This is a genomic window from Massilia pinisoli (assembly GCF_024753285.1).
In the GTDB taxonomy this organism is placed as follows: Bacteria; Pseudomonadota; Gammaproteobacteria; order Burkholderiales; family Burkholderiaceae_D; genus Telluria; species Telluria pinisoli.
Map to the genome: position 1 here is coordinate 146,039 of NZ_JANUGW010000009.1, position 23,191 is coordinate 169,229.

The window sequence follows — 23,191 nt, forward strand, 5'->3', positions numbered from 1 at the left end:
GTTTTGTTTTTATGGCGCCGCGCCGCTCACAACGCGCAGCTGCGGAACCCCGCGAAGATGTCGTCCCGCTCCGGCGTGAAGAAATTGCGGAAGTGCGGCGAGCGCAGGCGCGCCGGCGTCGCGAACGATGCGCCGCGCAAGGTCTGGCGCGTGCCGAACCACGGCGCCGAGTAGTCGCGGTAGCGGTCCGCCTCGAAGCCGGCGAACGGCAGGAACGGCGACGCCGTCCATTCCCACACCTGCCCCCACGCGAATCCTGGCTGGCCGGACGCGGCCGCGAATTCCCACTCGTCTTCCGTCGGCAGCCGGCGCCCGGCCCACGCGCACCACGCCTGCGCCTCGTACAGGTTCACGTGGCGCACGGGTTCCGCGAGGTCGAGCGCGACGGGGCGGCCGAAGCGCACCGTGTGCCAGTCGTCGCCTTCGCGCGCCCAGTAGCGCGGCGCGGAGCGCTCCTGTGTCATGAGCCAGGCGCGGCCCGCATCCGTCCAGTACTGCGAACGCTCGTAGCCGCCGTCGTGCACGAAGTCGAGGAACGCGCCCGTGCTGACGGGGCCCGCGTCCAGCGCGAACGGCGCCACCTTGACGACGGCGGCGCTCTTCTCGTTGTCGAACACGAAGCCGGTCGACTGGTCGCCGCCGCGCACGTAACTGCCGCCGGCGAACGCGATCTCGCCCGCGGGAGCCCCGGCAGCTGGATGCATCGGCACCAGCATGTGCGCAGGCGCGGGCGCGCCGCGCGATTGCAACGTCTGCAAGGTGTACAGGAACGCTTCGCCATGCATGTCCTCGTGCGCCAGCGCGAGGCGGTACGGATACAGCGCCGCATCGTCGTCGGGCTCGTGCTTCAGGCGGTCGAGGATGCGGTCCAGCACCTCGTGGCAATAGGTCTTCACGGCACCCGGTGGCGGCAGGTCGAGCGTCCAGCGCGCACCGTGGGCGACGGTGCCGGAGTCGAACCAGTCGTCGCCGCGCGCCAGCAGCGAATGGCCGCTGGCGGCGCCGGGCCGGCTGTCCAGCGCGCCGCGCAGCACGAACCATTCGGCGAACCACGCGACGTGGCCCAGCTCCCACAACGGCGGATTCACGGTGGACAGGCGTGGCACGCGCGCCGCGGCATCGTAGCCGGCGGCGGCGAGAGCTTCGAACAGCGCCAGCGTATAATGCCGCGCATCCTGCAGCGCGACGGCCAGCTCTCCGGGTCCCGCATAACGGAACGATGCTTGATGAACGGTCATGCATCATTGTACGACCATTTACGAGCCCCTCCCACCGCATGGCCAGCGCACACATCCACATCGTCAGTCCCGCATCCGCCCGCGAAAACAACGGCAACTGGCAGACCGCCAGCCGCTGGCAGCGCCATCTCGCGCGCGATTGCCGCGTCACCATCGGTCCCGGCTGGCAGGCCGGCGATCCGGTCCCGGACCTGTTGATCGCGCTGCATGCGCGCCGCTCCGCCGCCGCGCTGGCCGCGTTCACGGATGCCCATCCCGACCGCCCCGCCCTGCTCGTGTTGACCGGCACGGACCTGTATCGCGACATCCACGAGGACGATACGGCACGCGCGTCGCTGGAACGCGCGACGGCGCTCGTCGTGCTGCAGCCGCGCGGGCTGGACGAGCTGCCGGCAGCGCTGCGACCTAAAACGCACGTGATCTATCAGTCGGCCCCGCGCCTGCGTCCCGCGCGGCCGCGCGCGCCGCTCGACGTCGCCATGATCGGCCACCTGCGCGCGGAAAAGGATCCGCAGACGTTCATGGACGCGGCCCGCCTGATCCACACGCCCGGCGTGCGCCTGCTGCACATCGGCGCCGCGCTCGACCCGGCGCTGGGCCAGCGCGCGCGCGCCACGCAGGACGCGACACGAGCGTACCGCTGGCTCGGCGCCCTGCCCCACATGGCGACGCGGCGCCGGCTGCGGCGCTGCCATGCGATGGTCATCGCGTCGCGCATGGAAGGCGGCGCGAACGTCATCATCGAAGCCGTGACGAGCGGCGTACCCGTGCTGGCGTCGCGCATCGCCGGCAACGTCGGCATGCTGGGCGACGACTATGCGGGCTACTTCGCGCCGGGCAACGCCGCCGCGCTGGCGGCCCTCATCGACCGCAGCGCGCGCGACGTCGGCTTCATCATGCGGCTGCGGCGCCAGTGCGCGGCGCGTGCGCGGCTGTTCGCCCCCGGCGCGGAGCGAGCGCACCTGCTCGAGTTGGTGGATAATCTGCTATTCCGATGAACGCAGGACGACAAGAGCACCCCATGAACACATCCGCCGACCAACCCATCAAACTGACCTCGTTTTCCCACGGCGGCGGCTGCGGCTGCAAGATCGCGCCGGGCGTGCTGTCCGAGATCCTCAAGAAGTCGAGCGGCTTCCCCGTGCCGAAGGAACTCATGGTCGGCATCGAGACGGCGGACGACGCGGCCGTCTACAAGCTGAACGACGAACAGGCGCTGATCGCGACGACCGACTTCTTCATGCCCATCGTCGACGACCCGTTCGACTTCGGCCGTATCGCCGCCACCAACGCGATCTCGGACGTGTACGCAATGGGCGGCACGCCGATCATGGCGCTGGCCCTCGTCGGCATGCCGATCAATAAACTGCCGCTTGAGACGATCGGCAAGATCATCCAAGGCGGCGAATCGATCTGCGCGGAAGCGGGCATCCCCATCGCGGGCGGCCACACGATCGATTCGGTGGAACCCATCTACGGCCTCGTCGTCATGGGCCTCGTGCATCCATCGAAGGTCAAGCGCAACGCGGACGCGCGGGCGGGCGACGTGCTCGTCCTCGGCAAGCCGCTGGGCGTGGGCGTGCTGTCGGCCGCGCTGAAGAAGGATCAACTGGATGCGGACGGCTATGCCGCGATGATCGCGAACACGACGAAGCTGAACAAGCCGGGCAAGGCGTTGTCGGAACTGCCTGGTGTGCACGCGCTGACGGACGTCACGGGCTTCGGCCTGCTGGGCCACCTGCTCGAACTGGCCCGCGGCGCGCAGCTCACGGCGAAGCTGGACATGGCGCGGATCCCGCTGCTGCCGGGTGTCGAAGCGCTGGCCCATGCCGGCTATTTCACGGGCGCGTCCGGCCGCAACTGGGATGCGTACGGCCACGACGTGCAACTGGGCGGCGCCGTCACGGACACGCAGCGCGTGCTGCTGACGGACCCGCAGACGTCGGGCGGCCTGCTCGTCTCGTGCGATCCCGGCAGCGTGGACGAGGTATTGGCGCTGTTCCGCCGCGAAGGCTTCGGCGACGCGGCCGTCATCGGATCGATGGCGGCGGGCGATCCGCATGTGGTCGTCGGCTAAACAGTGAACACGCCGCCGTCGCGGTCCGGATGCGTGGCGTCCGGATCGACGTCGAGCATGATCCCGTCCGCGCCGGGAATGCGCATCGGCAGCCGCTGGATGATGTCGTAGCGCTGCTGTTCGGCGTACTGGCGCGAGCCGGCGAACGCGGTCGATTGCGACAACCACGACAAGTCCGCCGCGCCGCGCTCGACGAGCCTGCCGCAGCACAGGCCCGAGCCATAGACGCCCACGCGGTACGACGGCTGCCCTTCCGCCGCCACGTACAGCGCGGCGTGGACTCCAGTGAAATAATTGCCGACGGGGCCATCGAGGTCGACCTGCGTGGGGTCGTAGTCGACGGCGAAATAGATGGCGGAGCCGAACGGCTGCCCGATCGCATCGCGCGCCATGCGGAACGCGGCGGCGCCGTCCGCCAGGCCTTGCGCGCGGGTGAAGAAGCCGGCGCGGGTGCCGCTCGTCTCCCACACGACGCCGATGGCGAGGCCCGCCTGCGACAACGCCCGTGCCTCCCCCAGCGACAGATTCTTGGCCGCATTGGTGCTGTAGTAACGCAGCACGAAATCGTAGCCTTGCGCCTTCAGCGCCGCCGCGTGGCGCGTCAGCTCCATCGTCGTGTCCAGCCCTTTGCGTACCGGCATCGTGCCTCCCGTCGCGACATAAAGCGGGTACTCTGCCATTGCCATGGTCTGGATCAATTGATTGTTCGCAAAAACCGCCAGTCGCAAACCGAGTACAACCGTCGTAACCAAACGACAACACACGAAACGCTTGACACACCAAACAAAATTCACTTAGAGTGGAGAAATGTTCTCCTCCCTGCCTCTGTCGACTTCCCTATCGCTTGCCGGCGCGCTAACGCTGGCAGCCCTGCTACTACGCGCGTAAATCGCCGCTGTCCCGCCCGGCCCATCCGCCGGATTCGTAGCCCAAGGAAAGTTGTACCGATGTTAGTGACCACCTCATCCACGCTGTCTGTCTTTTTCGCCGGAGCCTTCCTGCCGTCTGCCGGCGCACGTGTGGTATTTCGCTCGCTGCTAATCCTACCGATCGGTTGCCGGGCCTAGCGTCCCGTGGCCCGTCCGGCAGCCTTCGCCACAACGATCGAAAGACACCTTCACCGCATTCAGAAATCAGGAGCCACCGCCATGTTGACCAATCCCGCCGCCAAATACCGTTCCTTCCCCGCCGTCCCATTGGCTGACCGCCAGTGGCCGAACCGCATCATCGACAAGCCGCCCGTGTGGATGAGCACGGACCTGCGCGACGGCAACCAGGCACTGATCGAGCCGATGAGCCCGGAAAAGAAACTGCGTTTCTTCGAAAAGCTCGTGCAGATCGGCGTGAAGGAAATCGAGGTGGGCTTCCCGTCCGCGTCGCAGACGGACTTCGACTTCGTGCGCATGCTGGTCGAGGAAAAGCGCATCCCGGACGACGTCACCATCATCGTCCTGACGCAGGCGCGCGATGAACTGATCCGCCGCACCGTCGAGTCGTGCGTGGGCGCCAAGCAAGCCATCGTCCACGTGTACAACTCCGTGGCGCCCGTGTTCCGCCGCGTCGTGTTCGGCATGAACCAGGACGAGATCGTGCAGATCGCCGTCAACGGCACGAAGCTGATCAAGGAATTGGTCGCACAGCACCCGGACACCAAATGGGGCTTCGAGTATTCGCCGGAATCGTTCTCGACGACGGAGCTGGATTTCGCCAAGCGCATCGTCGACGCCGTCGTCGACGTGTGGCAGCCGACCCCGGACAACAAGGCGATCATCAACCTGCCGTCGACGGTGGAAGCGGCGACGCCGAACGTGTATGCCGACCAGATCGAGTGGATGTGCCGCAACCTGAAGAACCGCGAGAACCTCGTGATCAGCGTGCACCCGCACAATGACCGCGGCACGGCCGTCGCCGCCGCCGAACTGGCCGTCATGGCCGGTGCCGACCGCGTCGAAGGCTGCCTGTTCGGCAACGGCGAGCGCACGGGCAACGTCGACCTCGTCACGTTGGCATTGAACCTCTACACGCAGGGCGTGCACCCAGGCCTGGACTTCTCGGACATCGACAGCGTCCGCCAGCTGGTCGAGGAATGCAACCAGATCCCCGTGCACCCGCGCCACCCGTACGTCGGCGACCTCGTGTTCACGGCGTTCTCCGGCTCGCACCAGGACGCGATCAAGAAGGGCTTCGCGAAGCAGCAGGCCGACGCCATCTGGGAAGTGCCCTATTTGCCGATCGACCCGGCCGACCTGGGCCGCAGCTACGATGCCGTGATCCGCGTGAACAGCCAGTCCGGCAAGGGCGGCATGGCCTACCTGCTCGAGCAGGAATACGGCCTCGAATTGCCGCGCCGCCTGCAGATCGAATTCTCGCGCGTCGTGCAGAAGCACACGGACGCCACGGGCCGCGAAGTGGTGGCGAGCGACATCCACGCCCTGTTCTCGAGCGAGTACTTCGAGCAGGAGAATGCCGCGTACCGCTACGTGTCGCACCGCCTCGTCGAGAACAGCGAGGGCGAGGAGCGCGTGCAGATCGACACGACCGTGCAGCACAACCGCGTGACGGAAGCGCGCCACGGCACGGGTAACGGCCCGATCGACGCGTTCGTCAACGCGCTCGGCCTGGACATCCGCCTGATGGACTACCACGAGCACTCGATCGGCTCGGGTGCCGATGCGCGCGCCGCCTGCTACGTCGAGCTGCGCCTCGCGAACGGCCCCACGTTGTTCGGCGCCGCGATCGACAGCAATATCGTGACGGCGTCGTTCAAGGCCGTGCTGTCGGCGGTGAACCGCCAGCTGGCGCTCTCCGCGGAACAGGCGCCGCAGCGCGCGGCCTGAACCCTGACGGGTTACGTGCGTTGAACGCGTGGACAGCTCGGCTGTCCACGCGTTCAACCAGCACCGGAATGACCTCTCAGGGCGCCGTGCGCATCGGCTTCGGCGGCGTAGCGTGTCCGCTCTGCCCGACGCGCTCGTATTCCGCGATCACCTGCGCGCCGAACAGCAGCAGGCTTGCCGCGATCTCGAGGCTGAACATGACGACGATCGCCGTGCTCATCGAGCCGTACACGACGTTCACTTTCGACAACGTGGTGAAGTACCACACGAGCACGTGCCGCGCGATTTCCCACAGCAGTGCCCCCGTCACGCCGCCGACGAGCGCATGCGACACCGACAGCCGCCCCACCGGCATCACGAGGTAGATCGACGTCAGCACGAGGATCTCGCCCGCGAGTCCCAGCAGGTACAGCAGCACGCCCGACACGCCGTGCAGCGACCACGTGTGACCAAACAACTCCACGCTCTCCGAACCGATCACCTGCAACGTGCCGGCGACGAGCGTCACGATCATGACGCCGAAGCCTAAAGCGAGGATGTAGCAGTACGGGAGCACGGCCGACACGAGGAAGTGGCGGCGGCGCACGGCGACGCGGTGCACGAAGATCACGCTCATCGCGTTTTCCAGCACGGTGAACGCGAGCGAACTGAAAAACAGCATCGTGAAGCCGAGCACCCACGTGATCAGGTCGCGGGTCTCGAGGAAGTGCGCGACCTCCTCCACCATCGGGCCGGACTGGCCCGGCACGATCAGTTCCAGGTAGCGGCGCAGGGTGAGCAGCAGGTTCAACTCGTCGATGAAGTGCGACAGCACGACGACGACGAGCATCAGGAACGGCACGATCGACAACAGCGCGTAATAGGCGACGGCGCCCGCCAGCAGCAGGCCCTGGTTCGCGCGGAATGCGCGCACGCACTGCAGGACGAAGTCGAGCGGATGGGCGAATATCCACGCGTTGGCGCGCCGGTTCAGCACGCGCAGGCGCAGGCCGTGGGCCCGCTTCATCGCGCCAGCCTGATGCCGGTGAACTGCCAGCGCGCACCGGCCGGGAAGAAGTTGCGGTAGCTGGCCCGCGCGTGGCCGTGCGGCGTGGCGCACGACGAGCCGCGCAGCACGTACTGGTTCACCATGAACTTGCCGTTGTATTCGCCGATTGCGCCGGCGGCCGGCACGAAGCCGGGATAAGGCGCATAGCTGCTGGCCGTCCACTGCCAGCATTCGCCGAACATCTGCGCGAGGCCCGTGCTGCCCGCCGCGCGCGGATGCAGGTCGCCGCACGTGAGGGCCGCGTCGCGCGCGGCGAATTCCCATTCGAATTCCGTCGGCAGGCGCGCGCCGCGCCAGCGCGCGTACGCGTCGGCCTCGTACAACGACACGTGCGTGACGGGCCGCGCGAGGTCCAGCGCCTGCAGGCCGTGCAACGTGAATTCGCGCAGGCGGTCGCCGTCGCGCACCCAGTACAGCGGTTCGGCCAGCGTGCCGTTCGCGACGAGATCCCAGCCGTCCGACAGCCACAGCGCCGGATCGCGGTAGCCGCCCGCCTCCACGAACTCCAGGTACTCGCCGTTCGTCACGAGGCGCGACGCCAGCGCGAACGGCGCCAGGTACTGCCGGTGGCGCGGGCTTTCGTTGTCGAAGGCGAAGCCGTCGCCCCCATGGCCGATCTCGGCGAGGCCGCCGTCGAAGGCGATCCAGGTCAGCGGTTCGACGGGGCCGGATGCCGGCAGCGGTGAATCGACGTACGCGGGATACATCGGATTGCGCGACAACAGGTGCTTGACGTCCGTGAGGATCAGTTCCTGGTGCTGCTGTTCATGCTGCAGGCCCAGCTCCACGAGCGCCGCAAGCTCCGCGTCGTCCGGCGCGGACGCCATCAGGCGCAGCAGGCGTGCGTCGACGTCCGCGCGGTAGGCATGCACGGCGGCCAGCGACGGCCGCGTCAACAGGCCGCGCTGCGCGCGCGGGTGCTTCGCGCCCACGCCGTTGTAGTACGAGTTGAACAGCACGCGGAACGCGGGATCGTGCGGCTGGAAGCCGGGTTCGCGCGGTTCCAGGATAAAGGTCTCGAAGAACCACGTCGTATGCGCCAGGTGCCATTTGACTGGGCTCGCGTCCGGCATCGACTGGGCACAACAGTCCTCGACGCCGAGCGGTTCGGCGAGGTGCAGCGAGCGCTCGCGCACGTGCTCGAACGCGGTCGACAGGCGGTGTTCGGAAGCTCCCATCGCCGCTCCTCAATGCGACATTGCGCGCGCGTAGACGACGGCGAACCACTGCTTCGGATCGGTCCACACGCGCGTGGCAGCGAAGCCGGCCTGGCCTAGCAGCTCGACGGCGTCGCTCTGGCGGTATTTGTAGCTGTTCTCCGTGTGGATCCACTCGCCCGCCGCGAACCGGCGGCTGCCGCCGCGCCACGTCACGTGCTGCACCGTCTGCGCTTCCAGGTGCATCTCGACGCGGCCCTGCGCAGGGTTGTAGAAGCCGCGGTGGCGCCACTGGCGGATGTCGAAGTCGGCGTCGAGCAGGCGGTTCACGTGGCGCAGCACGTTGAGGTTGAACGCGGCCGTCACGCCCAGCGCGTCGTCGTAGGCGGCGTCCAGCACGGCGTGGTCCTTCGCGAGGTCGATGCCGATCAGCAGGCCCCCGTCGCGCCCGCATTGTGCATGCACGCGCTGCAGGAAGTCGCGGGCCTCGTCCGGCGTGAAGTTGCCGATCGACGAGCCGGGGTAGAAGAACAGGCGCCGCTCTTCGCGCACGTTGTCGGGCAGGTCGAGGCGGTTCGAAAAATCCATGCCGAGCGGGCGCATGTCGATGTGGCGGAAGCGCTGGTGCAGGCGCTCGACGGCGTCGTGCAGGAACTCGGCCGAGATGTCGATGGGGACGTACTGGCGCGGCTGCAGCAGCGGGAACAGGCTGGCCGCCTTCGCGCAATTGCCGGCACCGAGGTCGATCAATGTCGCGCCCGTGCCGACCGTCTGCGCGATCTCGACGCCGTGCAGGTCGAAGATGCCCGCTTCCGTCCGCGTGGGATAGTACTCGGGCAATTCGCAGATGGCCTCGAACAGCTTCGAGCCGAGCGGGTCGTACAGGAACTTGGGCGAGATCCAGGGCTGGCGGGCCGACAGGCTCGCGGCCAGCTCGGCGGGGACGTGCAATCCATCGTGTACTGCGGGCACTGCGGGCGACGTGGCGTTCAGCATCGGGTGTCCTCGGTGGTGCGGCCGCACCATGCGGCCGGCTGCAATGTTGCCGTTCCGGCCATGATACGCGATTCCGCGATTCCGCACGCGTAGACCGGCGAGCCGTGCCCGCATGCTAGAGTAGTGGTTTTGGCAACCCGGCAATCCATGCTCGAACTCGTCGACCTCAGCAAATCCTACGGCGGCCGCACCGTATTGACCGCCCTGTCGCACCGCTTCGAAGCCGGCGAGTTCGTCGCGATCATGGGCGAGTCGGGTGTAGGCAAGTCGACATTGCTGAACCTGATCGCGGGGCTCGACGTACCGGACAGCGGCGAAGTCCGTGTCGACGGCGTTCCGATGTCGGCGCTGGACGACGACGCGGCCACGCGGCTGCGGCGCACGCGCATGGGCTTCATCTTCCAGGCGTTCCACGTGCTGCCGCACCTCACGCTGGCGCAGAACGTCGCGCTGCCGCTGCTGCTCAACGGCGCCCCGGACCCCGGCCGCGCCGCGCAGATGCTGGACGCCGTCGGGCTCGCGGGCCGCGGCGCCGATTTCCCGCAACAGCTGTCCGGCGGCGAGCTGCAGCGGGTGGCCATCGCGCGCGCCCTCGTGCACCGGCCCGCCCTGCTGCTCGCCGACGAGCCGACCGGCAACCTCGACCCCGAGACGGCGGACGGCGTCCTGCGCCTGCTGCGCGCCGAGATCAAGGCCAGCGGCGCCGGCGCCATCATGGTCACCCACTCCCACGCGGCGGCGGCGATGGCCGACCGCACGCTCGTCCTCACCCGCTCGGGCTTGAAATAGCGCAAGTTCCTGGCAGAAAGACGGACGTTATAGCGTTTTAGTCATGAACAGTGCGTCGGATTTGTCAAGTCCGTAGTAGCATTCCAACAAACCCACCAGGCATAAGCCAGCGATAAAGAATGCGGTCGGGCTGGATACCGTTCGGGCGCACGACGCGCCGGACGGACCGGCAACTCTCCAAAACAGTCGATCAGTCTTGAATGTCCATCCCCCAGGAGGAGTTCATGAGCGTACGGCAGAAAAAACAGGAGTTGCTCGAGGCGATGCAGCGCGCCCGGGCCATGGAGCCGTCGAGTTTTGTTCCGAACAAATTGCTCGACACATTGATCCAACGAATGCAGCTGAAGAACGATGCGGAACTATGCCGCGTCCTGGAGGTACAGCCGCCCATCATCAGCAAGATCCGGCACCGCAAGCTGAACGTCGGCGCCACGATCCTGCTGCGGATGCACGAAAAGTCGAACATCCCGATCCGCGAGCTGAAGGAATTGACGGCCGAGGCGCGCACGGAGACGCCGCCGACCCATCACTGAGCGCGCGGCCGTGCGGACACGAGGGCCGGGGCCGCGGCGTCACTCGCCCGGCGGGCGGCCCGTCTTGAGCTGCGGGAGGCTCGCGAGCACGGCGCGCAGGTCGCCCACGTCGAGCCGGCCCAGCAGGGCCACGCCGACGCGCAGCAGCTCGCTCTTCTTGACTTCGAAGCCCGCCTTCAGGCAGGCCTGCTTCACGGTGGCGAGCACCGCGTACTCCTGCTCCGGCATCGTGAAGCTGTCGCGCACGAGACGCGGGCGTGCGGGCGCGGGCGCGGTTACCTGCGCGGGCGCCGCCTTCACGCGTGTGGTCTTCACGGGCGCCGCGACGGCGCGGGCCGCCTTCCGGGCCACTTTCACTGCCGTTGCCGCCGTCGCCGGGCCGGCCGGCTTCGCGCTCTTCTTCGCAGCCGGGGACTTCGCAGCAGGCGCCTTCGCCTTCGCCGACGACGCCTTCGCGGACGACGCCTTCTTCACCACCAGTTTTGCGGCCACCTTGGCCGCCGTCGTCCTCGCCATCGGAACCTCCTTCTTCAAACAAGCCAAACAATATATATCATTTGACCGGCCCGCGGAAGGGCGCGGCGCGCATCAGGCACCCGCGTCGCGGAATTCTCCGGCGATCCCGGCGAACTGGTCCTCGATCTCGAAGAACGCGTCGAGCACGTCCGGATCGAAATGGGTGCCGCGACCCTTGCGCATCACGTCCAGCGCCTGGCGGTGCGTGAACGCGGGCTTGTAGACTCGGCGCGAGATCAGCGCGTCGTACACGTCGGCCACGGCCATCAGCCGCGCCGACAGCGGGATCTGCTCGCCGGCCAGGTGGTCGGGATAGCCGGAGCCGTCCCATTTTTCCTGGTGCGAGTGGGCGATCTCGCGCGCGAACATCAGAAAGCCGTTGGTGCCGCCGATGTGCTTTTCGACGAGCATGATGGTGTCGCGCCCGTACACGGCATGGAGCTTCATCACCTCGAATTCCTCGCGGTCGAGCTGGCCCTGCTTCAGGAGGATGCGCTCGGGGATCCCCACCTTGCCGATGTCGTGCAGCGGCGCCGAGCGGTACAGCAGGTCGATGTTGGCGTCCGTGAGCTCCGCCGCGAACCGCGGATGGCCGCGCAGGTGCTGCGCGAGCGCCCGCACGTAGCGCTGCGTGCGCCGCAAATGGCCGTCCCCAGCCTGCGCGCCCGTGCTGTCGCGCGTCTCCGCGAGCGACGCCATCGCCAGGATGATCGCCTCCTGCATCAGCGCCAGCTGCGCCGTGCGGTCCTGCACGAGCTTTTCCAGGTTCTCGTTGTGCGCCTGCAGCTGGCGGCGCGCGTCGAGCAAGGTCAGTTGCGTGGCCACGCGCGCGAACAGGATCGCGGGGCTGACGGGCTTCGTGATGTAGTCGACGGCGCCCAGCGCCAAGCCCAGCGCCTCGTCCTCGGCCTGGTTCTTCGCCGTCAGGAAGATCACGGGCATCCCGGCCGTCGCGGGATTCGCCTTCAGCCGGCGGCACGTCTCGTAGCCGTCCAGGCCCGGCATCATGACGTCCAGCAGGATCAGGTCGAGCCCAGGCGTCGCCTGCGCGATCTGCAGCGCCAGCGTGCCGTTGGTCGCGACCTTCGTGTTGTACTTGTCCTTCAGGAGGCGCGACAGCAGCATGATGTTGTCGGGCGTGTCGTCCACGATCAGGATGGTCGGCCTGGCGGCAGAGGAATCGGTGGTGATGGCGGTGTTCATCGGGCGGGCGCGGTGGCGGAAGCGGCGGCGAGCAGCTGGCGCGCCTCCTCGAATTCGTAACGGGACAGGTGCTGCGCGAGGTGCGCGAGGCGCTGGCCGTCCAGCACGCCCGCGAGGCGCGCGCGCACGGACTCGAAATAATCGATGGCGTCGCCCGAGTATTCGGCCAGCAAGTGGTCGAGCTGGGCGGCGGCGGCCAGACCGTCGCCGTCGGCGGGCGTGGATGCCGCGGGCGCCGGCTCGGGAGGCGTCTCCGCGGCGCGCGTGAAATAGCGGTCCAGTGACGCCATCGTGGCCTCCACGGCGGTCTCCAGCGCGCGCACGCCCGACGCTAGGCGCGCAGGGTCGGGCGCCGCCAGCGCGAGCCCCTCTTCCACGGCTTGAGCCAGCGTTTGCAACTCACGCGCGCCGACGTTGCCGGCCACGCCGCGCAAGGTGTGGGCACGCGCCGCGGCCTCGCGCAGCCGTCCCGCCTCGAAGTCGGCGCGGATCTGCGTGCCGGCGTCGCGCTGGGCGTCGCGGAAGCGATCCAGCAACTGCACGTACAGCGCCGCGTTGCCGGCCACGTGCCGCAGGCCGTACGCGGAATCGATGCCGGACAGGTTCGACAGCCCCGGCAACGTGGGCCCCTCCGCGACGGCGGCGGGCAGCGGCGGCGGCACGGCGGGCCCGATCCAGCGCGCCAGGGTGGCGTACAGCTTCTCCGGCTCGACGGGCTTCGTGATGTAGTCCTGCATGCCTTCGCGCAGGCAGCGGTCGCGGATCTCGGCCAGCGCATGGGCCGTCATGGCGACGACGGGCACCTTGTCGAAGCGCGTATCGCGCCGCAGCTCGATCGTGGCCGCGTGGCCGTCCATCTGCGGCATCTCGAGGTCCATCAGCACGAGGCCATACGCCTGCGGGCCGCCCGCGCGCAGCATGTCCAGCGCCTCGCGTCCGGTGGCGGCGACGTCCACGGCGATGTGCTGCGCCTCCAGCAGTTCGCGCGCGATCTGCTGGTTGACGAGGTTGTCCTCGACGAGCAGCACGCGCGCCACGCAGTCGCCCGCGTCCTCGCCCCGGCTGCGCGCGCGCGGTGCGCGCGGCGGCGCGAACAGGGCGACCAGCGTGTCGACGAGCGCGGACTGGCCGATCGGCTTGCACAGGAAGCCGCGGATGCCAGCGGCCTCCGCTTCTTTCTGCACTTCCTCGCGGCCGAATGCCGTCACGAGCACGGTCGACGGCGGCCGCCGCAGCGCCGGGTTGCCCGCGATGCGGCGCGCCAGCTCGATGCCGTCCATGCCCGGCATCTGCCAGTCCGTCAGCACGACGCTGTACGGGTCGCCGGCCGCGTCCGCGGCGAGCAAGGCGCTTTCCGCCTCGGCGCCGCTGGCTGCGACGTCCACGCGCAGCGGCAGCGCCTGCAGCGCCTCGCTCATGATCTCGCGCGCGACCTCGGAATCGTCGACGAGCAGCAGGCGCGCGCCGTCCAGTTCCGGCGGCGCGACGGCGACGCGTTCCGGCTCGCCGGACAAAGGGAAGTCGAGGTCGAAGTGGAACGTCGAACCCTGCCCCGGACTGCTGTCGACGTCGATGCGCCCGCCCATCAGGCCGACGAGCTGCTGCGAGATCGACAGGCCCAATCCGGTACCGCCGTACTCGCGCGTCGTGCTGCCGTTGGCCTGGCTGAACGCGCGGAACAGCTTGGCCTGCTGCGCCTCGCTCATGCCGATGCCCGTGTCGCGCACGGCGAAGCGCAACGTCACGCGGTCAGCGCCAAAGCGGTCATTCTCGGCATCGTCCACGCGCCGGCACGACAATTCCAGCTCGCCGGCCGGCGTGAACTTCACGGCGTTGTTGACGAGGTTGATGAGGACCTGGCCCAGGCGCAGCGGATCGCCCACGAGCATGCGCGGGATCGCGTGCGGCACGTGGAACAGGTATTCGAGCTGCTTGTCGGCCGCGCCCTGGCTCGTGACGCTCGCCACGTTCGCCAGCACGTCGTCCAGGCAGAACGGGATGTGTTCGACGTCCAGCTTGCCCGCCTCGATCTTGGAAAAGTCGAGGATGTCGTTGATGATGCCCAGCAGCGACAGCGCGGCGCGGTGGATCTTGCCCACGTAGTCCTGCTGCTTCGGGGAGAGCTCCGTGCGCAGCGCGAGATAGGCCATGCCGATGATCGCGCTCATCGGCGTGCGGATCTCGTGACTCATGTTGGCGAGGAATTCCGACTTGGCGACGTTCGCGGCCTCGGCGCGCACGTTCGCGGCGACGAGCGACTGCTCGCGCTCGCGCCGTTCCGAGATGTCGCGGATGAACGAGCAGAATTCGTAGTCGTCGCTCGTCGCCAGCTGCACGCGCGTGATCGCGAGCTCGATGGGAAACTCCACGCCGTCGCGGCGCAGCGCATACGTTTCGATGCGGGTGTCCAGCACGCCGCCCACGCCGCTCTTCTCGAAGCGCGCGAGGCCGCTCCGGTGCGCGGCGCGGTGGCGCTCGGGGACGATGCATTCGTCGAGCGGGCGGCCCAGCACCTCTTCGCCCGTCCAGCCGAAGATCTTTTCCGCCTGCGCGTTCCAGCCGACGATGGTCCCGCCGCGGTCCATGCGCACGACGGCGTCGAGCGCCGTGTCGACGATCGCTTGCAGCTTGGCCTGGCTGCCCTGCGCCACGCGGATGGAATCGAGGAGCTCGCGCGTGCGCGCGGCGATCTTCTGTTCGAGGTCTTCGTTCAAGTCGCGCAACTGCTGCTCGATCACGTTCTTTTCGCGCAGCAGGCCGTTCGTCACCTGCTCGGCGCGGCGCAGCCGGTTCAAGGTGTCGCGGAAGCTGCGCACGGCGGACGACAGGCGGCCGATCTGGTCGCGCCGGCCGATGCCGGACAAATGGATGTCCGTCTCGCCGCGCGCGAGCTTTTCCAGCGCTTCCTGGATGTCGGCGAACGGCTGCGTCATGCGGCGCCCGATCAGCAGCACGCAGCCGACGATGGCCAGGGTGAGCATGAAATTGGCCATCACCGTGTGCATGATCTGGCGGCGCAGGTCGTCGTCGACCTGCCGGCGCGAGAACGCCAGCTCGATGCGGCCGACCGGGAAGTCGCGGTTGCCGTCGCGGTAGGCGATCGCGCGGCTGACCTGGATGGCGCCACCTTCCTCCTCGCCCGTGCCCAGCGCGGCCAGCACGGCGCCGTTCGGCGCGAGTACGCGCAGCATCTTGACTTCCGGCGTGGCGCCGAGCGCGTCGACGACGGATGCGACGGCCGCGCTGTTGATGTCGAACAGCGGCCGCGCCAGCGCGTGCGCCAGCACCGACGCCTGGCGCTCCACGCGCTCGTGCAGGCGCTGGTCGGCCTCGTCCTGCAAGGTGCGCATGACGTAAGTGGTGTAGACACCGGTGGACAGCGCGACCGCGAGCACGATGCCGGCGCCCAGGCGGAACACGATGTTCTGGCGCCAGCTGGCGGCAAGCCCGCGCACGAGGCCGGCCGGGCGCGGCGCGGAGGACGGGATCGAGTTAATGGCCGCCTCCCGGGTGGCCGGTCAGCTCGCGTTCGCGCCGGCGGTAGGCGGGACTCGTGCGCACCTCCTCGATCGCCTTCCAGATGCGCGCCGCCAGCTCGGGCTGCTGCGCGACGAACGCGTGCGACAGGATCAGGTAGTACGGCTTTTCGACGAGCGGCGCGGGCAGCACCTCGATCTGCTGCGCGACCGGGGTGCGCATCACGCGCACCGCGTCGCCGCCACCGAGGGCGGCCGCCGCGACCCGCCCCGCGAGGAGCTTCTGCACCAGTTCGTCGGCCTGCTGGCTGCCCTCGTCCACGGGGACGTTCTGCGCGCGCAGGAAGTCGCCGACGGAATAGCCGAGCTGGAAGCCGATGCGGCCGTCCACGTTGGCGAAGTGCTTGCCGTCCCAGTCGACGCGGCTACCCTTGCGGCGCACGAGCACGTAGCGGTCGACGTGCATGCGCTTTTCCGGATCGGCCTGGCCGTCGTCGCCGTGGACGCCGGGGTACGCGCCGACTTCGAGGCGCTCGCGGCTGAAGCTGACGGCGAACGCGCCGTCGACCCGGTTCTCCTTGACCTGCGCGAGGCAGCGCTTCCACGGCATGCTCTGGTAGTCGAACACGACGCCGAGGCGGCGCGCGACGTCACCCAGCAATTCGAAATTCAGGCCGCCGCCGTCCAGCGTGCGCCACGGCAGCACTTCCTGGCGTTCGAAGCACAGCGACACCATCCGGTCCGCGACGGGGGGCGCCGCGCACGCCGCGCCGGCGCCGAGCCAGCAGGCGATCAGGCCGAGGCGCAGGCGTCGCAGCACGGGCGGCGGCACGGACGGCAGCATGGCAGCGGCGGCGCGCGGCCGTCCGTCAGGCCGCGAGCGCGGCGCGGCCGTGACGCAGCTCGGCCAGCACGCCGGCCCGCAGGCCGGTCTTCGGCACTTCCAGTTCGTCGATCTCCAGTTCTTCCATCAGGCCCAGCAGTATGGCCAGCGCGGCCGTCACGTCGCGCAGGCGCAGCGGGCCGAGGCCCGCCAGCGCCGCGCCGCCCCCGCCCTGCTCGAGCGCGCGCGCCGCCAGCCCTTCCAGGCGGTTGCGCGTGATGGGGCCGCCCAGGTCATTGTCGACCAGCAGCCGCGCCAGCGTGTGGATCGTGCCCGAGGCGCCGCAGGTGCGCTCGCGCCGTCCGGGGCCGAACGCGGGGGCCTCGTCGCCCAGCTTGGCGCGCGTGGACGCGATCGCGGCGGCGAACGACACGGCGTCGATGCGTCCGCCGCCGAAGAACGTCAGCGCCAGGCGCGACGTCCCGAGGCCCAGCGACGCGACCTTCTGCACGCGGCGGCCGCTGCCCAGCGCCAGCTGGGTGGAACCGCCGCCGATGCCGAGGACCAGGGTGCGCGTGTTGTCGCCGTCCGCCGCGGCGCCGTCGGCCACGCCGAGATACGTCAGCACGGCCTCTTCCTCGCCCGTCAGCACTTGCACGGGATGCCCGAGCAGCTCTTGCGCGGCCGGCAGGAACAGGTGGCTGTTGCGGGCCATGCGCAACGTCGAGGTGGCGACGACGCGCACGGCGGCCAGCGCGTGGTCGTTCAGGCGCGCGCGGATGCCGCGCAGGCAATCGAACGCGGCGTGCATCGCCTCGGGGCTCAGGCAGCCCTGGGCGTCCAGCGCGGCAGCGAGGCGCAGCGGCGCGTGATAGCTGTCGAGGGGACGCAGGGTGCCCTCCTCGACGGCGCCGACCAGCAGGCGGAAACTGTCCGATCCGAGGACGAGCGCGGCGTGAATGGGGGAAGGGGTGCTCATGCAGACTCCGAAGTCGAAAACGGCGCCACGATAGCGGGCCAGGATGACGGATCGATGACAGGAGCATCGTTGATCGCATCATCATAAGACATGCGGGACGACCGTGCCATGGCGGACGCGGCCACGCGTGCGTGCCCGTGGACCAGGCGCGACGTCATTCCTCGACCGGCGCCAGCACGGCGGCCGCCACTTCGATCCGGTTGCGGCCGGCCTTCTTGGCCACACGCAACGCCTCATCGGCCCGCGCCAGCAACGTGACGGTGCTGTCTTCCGGGCGGATCGTCGTGACGCCGAAGCTGGCCGTCAGCGAAATCATCGCGCGCTCCGTCTTGACGCGCTCCCCTTCGATGGCGGCGCGCATGCGCTCGGCCACCATGGCGGCATCGTCAAGGCCGGTACGCGGCAGCAGGATCGCGAATTCGACGCCGACGAGGCGGCCCAGCAGGTCGCTGTCGCGCAGCTGGCCCTTGCAGGCGCCGATCAGGTGCGCGAGCACGACGTCGCCGGCCGGGTGGCCGTAGCTGTCGTTGATGCGCTTGAAATGGTCGAAGTCGAGCACGACGAGGGCCGTCGGCTGGCCGGGGCGGCGTGCCAGCGCCATCCACGGCACGAGGGCCTGGAAGAAGCCGCGCCGGTTCGGCACGTCCGTGAGCGGGTCGACGACTTCCAGCCGCGCCAGCTCGGCCTGTTCGCGCTCGCGGCCCAGCAGCAGCCAGCCGAAGCCGCCCAGCAGCGCCAGCAGATACAGCGCGCCGGAGTGGAATTGGCGCAGCATGTCGCTCGTCATCCAGCCCCAGCCGGCCGGGGCCAGCAGCACGAGGGCGCCGCGCGCGCCGACGACGAGCGCGAGCACCGTCGTGGCCAGCGCAAGGAAGCGCTGCAGCATCGACGCCGCCGCCCAGCCGCGCGCGAACGCGGCGGCCAGCGCCAGGTAAAACGCGGCCAGCACGAGCGACGCGGCCACGGCGCGCAGGCCGATGGGGTCGATCAGCCAGCACAGCAGGAACGCGGCGATGCCCAGCGCCAGCGCGGGGATGACGGCACGGCGCCAGCGCAGGCGGCCGGCGCGCTCCCACGCGGCGCCCGCTTCCCACGCGACGCCGGCGAACACGAGACCATACGCGATCGGGAGCGCGAGGCCTTCCGGCACGACACCCGCGGCGCCGATGGCCAGCAGCAGCCAGCCGGCGCCCTGGCACAGGCGCGCCCAGCCCCACGTGGGGACGACCGGGCGGCCGCCGTGGTTCGATTGTTCGAAGAAAAACAGCGTCGCGCACAAGGCCAGATTACCGAGTGCCAGCGCCAGTACCATCGTGGTGGAATCCATGGGCGCCTCAGAATTCGTGCACGACCGCGGTCGTGCCGTCGCCGACCCGGCTCGACCAGGCGCGCGTCCAGTAGTTCCGCTCGACCTCGCTGGGCGGCTCGTGCCAGAACACGATCAGGGTGCCCTTGTGATCGTGGATCTGAGTCAGCTTCTCGACAAACGCGGGATTTCCGTCCAGGTCCGCCAACGCCATCGCGTAGCCGTAGACGCGGTCCAGGCGCTCGATGCGGTCCGGCTCGGTCTGGCTGTTGGTGGCGGTAATGGTCGGGTGGTCCAGGAACATGAGGTCTCCGCTTGGGCTGCAACGGCCAGCTTATCAGAAACCTATCGTGCGCAACAAGTTACGCCAAGGAGAGACGGCGCCGATATCGATTTCACCTATACTGACTGATGCCATGCCGCATCACGACGACCCTTTCCGCCCGTCCAGCCCGCCGTCTTCCGCGCCGCTCGTGCGTACGCGCCGCGGCCGGCGCACGCTCGAGTTCGCACCCGGCGACATCCAGAGCGAGATGCTGCTGGCGCGCCCGGACGCCCTCACGCTCGACTATCTGCGCGCGATGATGGGTTTCGTGCTGTTCCAGCCCCGGCCGCGCCGGATCGTGATGGTGGGGCTGGGCGGCGGCTCGCTCGCCAAGTTCTGCCATCGGCATTTCCCCGCCGCACACATCACCGTCATCGAATTGCGCGCGGACGTGATCGCCCTGCGCGACGCCTTCCACGTGCCGCCAGACGGTCCCCGTTTCGCTGTCGTGCACGCGGACGCGGCCGACTGGCTGGCGGCCCACCCGGGCACGGCCGACGTGCTGCTCGTGGACGGCTTCGACGCACGCGGCCTGCCCGAGCGCCTGGCGGACGCGGCCTTCTATGCCGACTGCCGGCGCGCGCTGCGTCCCGGCGGCGTACTCGTGGCCAACGTGTTCACGTACGACCCGCGCTACCGCGACGTGATGGCCGCGCTGGACGGCACGTTCGCAGGCCGCATCTGCTGGTTCGACAAGGTCGCGGGCAACAACCGCATCGTGTACGCGCTGCGGCAGCCTGCGGATGCCGCCACGCGCCGCCTGGCCGCACTCGCGCGGCACCGCGGTTTCGGCGCGGGATTATTGAACCGGCTAGCCATTCGATTCATCCTTGCCTGGATCGCATCGCGATCTGTTCTGGCCCCGCCACAACTACGGTCCGTACGCCCCCGCCTGTGACAATTTGTTTGCGGTAACTAGAGTTTCTGTGACAAACTGACGCTCTTAGTGCCCTCGGGCAACCACATATCTTTCATGCATAGGGATCACTGGATGTCGCGTCGCCGACTGCCGTTTTCGCTCACGCTCGCCGCAGGCCTCACCCTCGCCGGCGGCCTGACCGCCACCGCGGTGCTGACGGTTGCGGTCAGCCGTCTCGAATACGACAACAAAGCGCTGGCGTTCGAACAGGGCACCGGCGTGCGCGTGGCCGCGCTGCGCCAGGGCATGGAAGAAGCGGTCGAAGTGCTGAACGTCACCAACCAGCTGTTCACGACTGTCCAACCCGTCACGCGCGCGCAATTCCACGATTTCACGACGCCGCTGCTGCAGCGCAATCCGTACATCCGCGCGTTCAATTTCCACCGCGTCGTGACGGCGGCCGAACGGCCTGCCGTCGAGGCGGAGCTGCGCCAGTTCCAGCCGGACCTCGTCGTGCGCGAAATGCACAACGGCAAACGCGTGCCCGCGCCGGCGCGCCCGCGCTACAACATCGTCGACTACCTCGAGCCGATGCAGGGGAACGAAGCCGCGCTCGGCCTGAACATCAGCGAAAACCGCCAGGTGAGCGACGGCCTCGCGCGCGCGCAGGCGAGCGGCCGCGCGGCCGTGACGGACCTGCTGCAACTGGCGCAAGCGCCCGACGCCCCCGGCTTCGAAGTCGTGATGCCCGTGTATGCCCAGGGCGGCCGCCTGCTGGGCGACACGGCCGCCGTGATCTCCGTACCGACCCTCGTCAAGACCACGCTGGCGCGCGCCGGCCTTCTCGACGACCACAGCATCGGCCTGAAGTTCTACGCCGGCGGCCGCGCCGACCCGGCCCGCCTCGTCTACACGAGCCACCACGCCACGCCGGCCGTGCCGCCGACCGCCCTGCTGGCGGCCGGGTACACGGGCCGCACCGTCGCCACGTTCACCGTCGGCGGCCAGTCGTGGACCGTGGAAGCCATCGCGGCGCACAGCACGTGGCTGGCCGACCACCTCGGTTCCACCCTGCTGCTGGCCGGCGGCCTGCTGTCGACCTTGCTGCTCGCCGCCTTCGTCCAGGCCGCGGGCGAGCGCACGCGCAAGGTGCAGGAACTGGTGCGCGAGCGCACGGCCGACCTGAAGCTCACGAACCAGCGGCTGATCGACGACGTCCTCGCCCGCAAGCGCACGGAAAAAGCGCTGCAGGAAAGCGAGCAGCGCTTCCGCCAGCTCGTCGCCATGTCGTCCGACTGGTACTGGGAACAGGACGAGCAGTTCCGCTTCACCCACGTCACCGGCGACTTCACGGAAAAATCCGGCATCGCCACGGAGCGCGTGCTGGGCCGCCGCCGCTGGGACTACGTGCCGGCACTGACGGACACGGAACTCGGCCGCGACCACATCGCCACCCTGGAAGCGCACGAACCGTTCCGCAACCTCGAATACCGCGTCGTCGACGACAACGGCGAGGAGCGCTGGTTCTGCATCAACGGCCAGCCCACGTTCGACGAGACGGGCCGCTTCACCGGCTACCGCGGCACGGGCAGCGACATCACGGCGCGCAAGGTCACCGAGCAGCGCGTGCACCACGTCGCGCAGCACGACGTGCTGACGGGCCTGCCCAACCGTTCGCTGCTGCAGGACCGCCTCGGCCAGGCCGTCGCGTACGCCACGCGCAGCGGGCATCCGGTGTGGGTGATGCTGATCGACCTGGACCGCTTCAAGTTCGTCAACGACAGCATGGGCCACAAGGCCGGCGACGTCCTCCTGATGACGGTGGCCGCCCGCCTGCGCTCGTCGCTGCGCGACACGGACACGGTGGCGCGCCTGTCCGGCGACGAATTCGTCGTGATCCTGTCCGAGCATTCCGACCAGCCCCTGACGCCGGACATCGTCCAGCGCGTGATGGATTCCGTCGCGCAGCCCGTGATCCTCGGGACGAAGGAATTCTTCGTCACGTGCAGTATCGGCGTGGCCGCCTTCCCCTGCGACGGCACGCCGGCCGACAACCTGATCGAGCACGCGGACATCGCCATGTACCGCGCCAAGAAGCTTGGCCGCAACAACTTCCAGTTCTACACCCCCGCGATGAACGAGGAATCGCTGGAGCGCGTGCGCATCGAAAGCGCGCTGCGCAACGCCCTCGAACGCAACGAATTCGTGCTGCACTACCAGCCGCAGGTCGACCTGCAGACGGGCCGCATCGTCGGCATGGAAGCGCTGATCCGCTGGAAGCATCCGGAGCTGGGCATGGTGCCGCCGTCGCGCTTCATCGGCATCGCCGAGGACACGGGGCTGATCGTCGCGATCGGCGCCTGGGTCATGCGCACCGCGTGCGCCCAGAACAAGGCCTGGCAGGATGCGGGCCTGGGCAAGCTCCGGGTCGCCGTGAACCTGTCGGCCCGCCAGTTCAGCGCGGCCGACCTCGTGCCGGGCATCGAGGCCGTCCTGAACGACACGGGCCTGGACCCGTCGTGCCTGGAACTGGAATTGACGGAAAGCCTGTTCATGAGCGACGTCACGCCGGCCGTGGAACTGCTGCACCGCATGAAGGCGCTGGGCATCAACCTGTCGATCGACGACTTCGGCACGGGCTACTCCAGCTTCTCGTACCTGTCGCGCTTCCCCATCGACGTGCTGAAGATCGACCGCTCGTTCGTCAACGACATCACGCACGACGCCAACGACGCCGCCATCGTCGCCTCGATCATCGCGCTGGCGCACAACCTGCGCCTGTCCGTGATCGCCGAGGGCGTCGAGACGGCCGAGCAGCTCGACTACCTGCGCCACCAGGGCTGCGACGAAATGCAGGGCTATTACTTCTCGAAACCCCTGCCGGCCAACGAATTCGAGCAGTTGCTGCGCCAGCGGCGGGGCCTGGCGGCCCCGGAAGACGAGCCGCAAACGGCCGTCGCCTGACGCAATCTCGAAATCGCTTTAAGTTCTGGCCGCAAATGCATTAATTAGTGCATTTACTTATAGCC

At 68.8% G+C, this 23,191-nt stretch carries 19 protein-coding genes; 7 read left to right on the forward strand and 12 right to left on the reverse strand.

All coding sequences use genetic code 11. The features are described 5' to 3' along the window. Window positions 1-26: 26 nt before the first annotated feature. Window positions 27-1,238, reverse strand: a complete 1,212-nt coding sequence (senA, locus tag NX784_RS14410; protein WP_258817374.1) for a selenoneine synthase SenA — start codon at window positions 1,236-1,238, stop codon at window positions 27-29. 38 nt (window positions 1,239-1,276) lie between these two features. Between senA and senB the strand changes: the two genes are divergently transcribed. Together senB and selD are read left to right on the forward strand one after the other, a co-directional pair. Continuing rightward, window positions 1,277-2,236, forward strand: a complete 960-nt coding sequence (gene senB / locus NX784_RS14415) for a selenoneine biosynthesis selenosugar synthase SenB (protein ID WP_258817375.1) — start codon at window positions 1,277-1,279, stop codon at window positions 2,234-2,236. A 23-nt stretch (window positions 2,237-2,259) separates the two neighbouring features. Then, window positions 2,260-3,315, forward strand: a complete 1,056-nt coding sequence (gene selD / locus NX784_RS14420) for a selenide, water dikinase SelD (RefSeq protein WP_258817376.1) — start codon at window positions 2,260-2,262, stop codon at window positions 3,313-3,315. Here selD and NX784_RS14425 read toward each other — a convergent pair. Further along, entirely contained in the window at window positions 3,312-3,956 is a 645-nt protein-coding gene (locus NX784_RS14425) for a DUF1906 domain-containing protein (RefSeq protein ID WP_258817377.1), read from the reverse strand. The genes selD and NX784_RS14425 overlap by 4 nt on opposite strands. A gap of 507 nt (window positions 3,957-4,463) precedes the next feature. Between NX784_RS14425 and leuA the strand changes: the two genes are divergently transcribed. Next, window positions 4,464-6,152: a 2-isopropylmalate synthase gene (leuA, locus tag NX784_RS14430; protein WP_258817378.1), complete on the forward strand. Its 1,689-nt coding sequence runs from the start codon at window positions 4,464-4,466 to the stop codon at window positions 6,150-6,152. A 76-nt stretch (window positions 6,153-6,228) separates the two neighbouring features. Here the strand turns inward: leuA and NX784_RS14435 are convergent, their stop codons facing one another. The 3 genes from NX784_RS14435 to egtD are packed head-to-tail and all read right to left on the reverse strand — an operon-like array spanning window position 6,229 to window position 9,353. Next, window positions 6,229-7,158, reverse strand: a complete 930-nt coding sequence (locus NX784_RS14435; protein ID WP_258817379.1) for a YihY/virulence factor BrkB family protein — start codon at window positions 7,156-7,158, stop codon at window positions 6,229-6,231. Next, entirely contained in the window at window positions 7,155-8,378 is a 1,224-nt protein-coding gene (egtB, locus tag NX784_RS14440) for an ergothioneine biosynthesis protein EgtB (protein ID WP_258817380.1), read from the reverse strand. The genes NX784_RS14435 and egtB overlap by 4 nt, the downstream gene beginning before the upstream one ends. A 9-nt stretch (window positions 8,379-8,387) precedes the next feature. Beyond that, entirely contained in the window at window positions 8,388-9,353 is a 966-nt protein-coding gene (gene egtD, locus NX784_RS14445; RefSeq protein ID WP_258817381.1) for an L-histidine N(alpha)-methyltransferase, read from the reverse strand. Window positions 9,354-9,500: 147 nt separating this feature from the next. Between egtD and NX784_RS14450 the strand changes: the two genes are divergently transcribed. Together NX784_RS14450 and NX784_RS14455 are read left to right on the forward strand one after the other, a co-directional pair. Then, the gene (locus NX784_RS14450) at window positions 9,501-10,142 is read left to right on the forward strand and encodes an ABC transporter ATP-binding protein (protein ID WP_258817382.1); all 642 of its coding nucleotides are present in this window, start codon (window positions 9,501-9,503) and stop codon (window positions 10,140-10,142) included. A 224-nt stretch (window positions 10,143-10,366) separates the two neighbouring features. Further along, the gene (locus NX784_RS14455) at window positions 10,367-10,675 is read left to right on the forward strand and encodes a hypothetical protein (RefSeq protein WP_258817383.1); all 309 of its coding nucleotides are present in this window, start codon (window positions 10,367-10,369) and stop codon (window positions 10,673-10,675) included. A 39-nt stretch (window positions 10,676-10,714) separates the two neighbouring features. Here the strand turns inward: NX784_RS14455 and NX784_RS14460 are convergent, their stop codons facing one another. The 7 genes from NX784_RS14460 to NX784_RS14490 all read right to left on the reverse strand — a co-directional run bounded on the left by NX784_RS14460 (window position 10,715) and on the right by NX784_RS14490 (window position 19,282). Next, window positions 10,715-11,191 carry a hypothetical protein gene (locus NX784_RS14460; RefSeq protein WP_258817384.1) on the reverse strand — a complete coding sequence of 159 codons (477 nt, stop codon included), beginning with the start codon at window positions 11,189-11,191 and terminating at the stop codon, window positions 10,715-10,717. Window positions 11,192-11,263: 72 nt separating this feature from the next. Further along, window positions 11,264-12,394: an HD-GYP domain-containing protein gene (locus tag NX784_RS14465; RefSeq protein ID WP_258817385.1), complete on the reverse strand. Its 1,131-nt coding sequence runs from the start codon at window positions 12,392-12,394 to the stop codon at window positions 11,264-11,266. Then, window positions 12,391-15,849: a response regulator gene (locus tag NX784_RS14470; protein ID WP_258817386.1), complete on the reverse strand. Its 3,459-nt coding sequence runs from the start codon at window positions 15,847-15,849 to the stop codon at window positions 12,391-12,393. The genes NX784_RS14465 and NX784_RS14470 overlap by 4 nt, the downstream gene beginning before the upstream one ends. A gap of 37 nt (window positions 15,850-15,886) precedes the next feature. Then, the gene (locus NX784_RS14475; RefSeq protein WP_258817387.1) at window positions 15,887-16,714 is read right to left on the reverse strand and encodes a substrate-binding periplasmic protein; all 828 of its coding nucleotides are present in this window, start codon (window positions 16,712-16,714) and stop codon (window positions 15,887-15,889) included. 25 nt (window positions 16,715-16,739) lie between these two features. Continuing rightward, window positions 16,740-17,672 (reverse strand): Ppx/GppA phosphatase family protein, encoded by a 933-nt coding sequence (locus NX784_RS14480; RefSeq protein WP_258817388.1) that lies wholly within the window; start codon window positions 17,670-17,672, stop codon window positions 16,740-16,742. Between the two features lie 154 nt (window positions 17,673-17,826). Beyond that, window positions 17,827-18,999 carry a GGDEF domain-containing protein gene (locus NX784_RS14485; RefSeq protein WP_258817389.1) on the reverse strand — a complete coding sequence of 391 codons (1,173 nt, stop codon included), beginning with the start codon at window positions 18,997-18,999 and terminating at the stop codon, window positions 17,827-17,829. Between the two features lie 7 nt (window positions 19,000-19,006). Beyond that, window positions 19,007-19,282 carry a hypothetical protein gene (locus NX784_RS14490; protein WP_258817390.1) on the reverse strand — a complete coding sequence of 92 codons (276 nt, stop codon included), beginning with the start codon at window positions 19,280-19,282 and terminating at the stop codon, window positions 19,007-19,009. A 112-nt stretch (window positions 19,283-19,394) separates the two neighbouring features. On the opposite strand from NX784_RS14490, the gene NX784_RS14495 reads away from it, so the two are divergent. Then, window positions 19,395-20,201 carry a fused MFS/spermidine synthase gene (locus tag NX784_RS14495; RefSeq protein WP_258817391.1) on the forward strand — a complete coding sequence of 269 codons (807 nt, stop codon included), beginning with the start codon at window positions 19,395-19,397 and terminating at the stop codon, window positions 20,199-20,201. A 93-nt stretch (window positions 20,202-20,294) separates the two neighbouring features. Next, window positions 20,295-23,126 carry a bifunctional diguanylate cyclase/phosphodiesterase gene (locus NX784_RS14500; RefSeq protein WP_258817392.1) on the forward strand — a complete coding sequence of 944 codons (2,832 nt, stop codon included), beginning with the start codon at window positions 20,295-20,297 and terminating at the stop codon, window positions 23,124-23,126. Window positions 23,127-23,191: the final 65 nt, after the last annotated feature.

Bases quoted from the DNA above. Each gene is read 5' to 3' on its own strand.
- senA (WP_258817374.1), bottom strand. From the start codon at position 1,238: ATGACCGTTCATCAAGCATCGTTCCGTTATGCGGGACCCGGAGAGCTG.
- senB (WP_258817375.1), top strand. From the start codon at position 1,277: ATGGCCAGCGCACACATCCACATCGTCAGTCCCGCATCCGCCCGCGAA.
- selD (WP_258817376.1), top strand. From the start codon at position 2,260: ATGAACACATCCGCCGACCAACCCATCAAACTGACCTCGTTTTCCCAC.
- NX784_RS14425 (WP_258817377.1), bottom strand. From the start codon at position 3,956: ATGCCGGTACGCAAAGGGCTGGACACGACGATGGAGCTGACGCGCCAC.
- leuA (WP_258817378.1), top strand. From the start codon at position 4,464: ATGTTGACCAATCCCGCCGCCAAATACCGTTCCTTCCCCGCCGTCCCA.
- NX784_RS14435 (WP_258817379.1), bottom strand. From the start codon at position 7,158: ATGAAGCGGGCCCACGGCCTGCGCCTGCGCGTGCTGAACCGGCGCGCC.
- egtB (WP_258817380.1), bottom strand. From the start codon at position 8,378: ATGGGAGCTTCCGAACACCGCCTGTCGACCGCGTTCGAGCACGTGCGC.
- egtD (WP_258817381.1), bottom strand. From the start codon at position 9,353: ATGCTGAACGCCACGTCGCCCGCAGTGCCCGCAGTACACGATGGATTG.
- NX784_RS14450 (WP_258817382.1), top strand. From the start codon at position 9,501: ATGCTCGAACTCGTCGACCTCAGCAAATCCTACGGCGGCCGCACCGTA.
- NX784_RS14455 (WP_258817383.1), top strand. From the start codon at position 10,367: ATGAGCGTACGGCAGAAAAAACAGGAGTTGCTCGAGGCGATGCAGCGC.
- NX784_RS14460 (WP_258817384.1), bottom strand. From the start codon at position 11,191: ATGGCGAGGACGACGGCGGCCAAGGTGGCCGCAAAACTGGTGGTGAAG.
- NX784_RS14465 (WP_258817385.1), bottom strand. From the start codon at position 12,394: ATGAACACCGCCATCACCACCGATTCCTCTGCCGCCAGGCCGACCATC.
- NX784_RS14475 (WP_258817387.1), bottom strand. From the start codon at position 16,714: ATGCTGCCGTCCGTGCCGCCGCCCGTGCTGCGACGCCTGCGCCTCGGC.
- NX784_RS14480 (WP_258817388.1), bottom strand. From the start codon at position 17,672: ATGAGCACCCCTTCCCCCATTCACGCCGCGCTCGTCCTCGGATCGGAC.
- NX784_RS14485 (WP_258817389.1), bottom strand. From the start codon at position 18,999: ATGGATTCCACCACGATGGTACTGGCGCTGGCACTCGGTAATCTGGCC.
- NX784_RS14490 (WP_258817390.1), bottom strand. From the start codon at position 19,282: ATGTTCCTGGACCACCCGACCATTACCGCCACCAACAGCCAGACCGAG.
- NX784_RS14495 (WP_258817391.1), top strand. From the start codon at position 19,395: ATGCCGCATCACGACGACCCTTTCCGCCCGTCCAGCCCGCCGTCTTCC.
- NX784_RS14500 (WP_258817392.1), top strand. From the start codon at position 20,295: ATGTCGCGTCGCCGACTGCCGTTTTCGCTCACGCTCGCCGCAGGCCTC.